This window comes from Streptomyces sp. S6, assembly GCF_054880855.1.
In genome coordinates this window covers 1-729 of record NZ_JBTYMC010000716.1, presented here as the reverse complement: position 1 = coordinate 729, position 729 = coordinate 1, and the positions used below count along the sequence as shown (strand labels likewise).

The 729-nt window shown below is 77.0% G+C and carries 1 pseudogene; it reads left to right on the top strand.

From position 1 onward, the window contains the following. Positions 1–729 (top strand): annotated as a pseudogene (locus ACVNF4_RS36670) (hypothetical protein); the annotation flags it as partial.

Sequence of the window (729 nt, the reverse complement as noted above, 5' to 3'; positions counted from 1 at the left end):
GGGCCGCCGAGACCGCCCGTGAGGCCGCCTCCGCCGAGTCCCGCGCCGAACTGACCGCGGCCCGCGCCGCCGACGCGTCCACGGCCGCCGGACGGTCGTACGAGGCCGAGCAGCGGATCGCCGAAGCCCTCGCCGCCGAGGAGCGGCTCGCCGAACTCCTCAGCAGCGAACCGCTGTCCGCCGCCGACCTCGACCGGTACGCCGACGAACTGCGCGGCCTCCTCGACGACGCCGTGTCCGCCGCCGAACGCCAGCTCTTCGAACTGCGCACGGCCGCCGCCGACGACTCCCGCATCCTCGGCGCCCTCGGCGACGGCGGACTCCTGCCCCCCAGCCCCGACGTCCTGGCCACCGTCGAGTTCCTCGGCGAACACGGCATCCCCGCACTGCCCGGCTGGCGCTACCTCGCCCAGTCCGTCGACGCGGCCGACCACGCGCGCGTGCTCAGCGCCCGCCCCGAACTCGTCGACGGCGTCATCATCACCGACCCCGGCTCGCACGTCCGCGCGCGGGAGGCGCTCTCCGAAGCCGCCCTCCTGCCCCGCTCCACCGTCGCCGTCGGCACCGCCGCCGCCCTCCTGGCCCCCACTCCCTCGGGCCAGGACGACAGCGTCTTCCTCGTCCCCCCGAACCCCGCCATGCACGACGAGCACGCCGCCGACGAGGAACGGCAGGCGCTGCGCGCGCGGGCGAGCGCACGCGACGAGGAGATCCGCGCGCTCGCCGCCC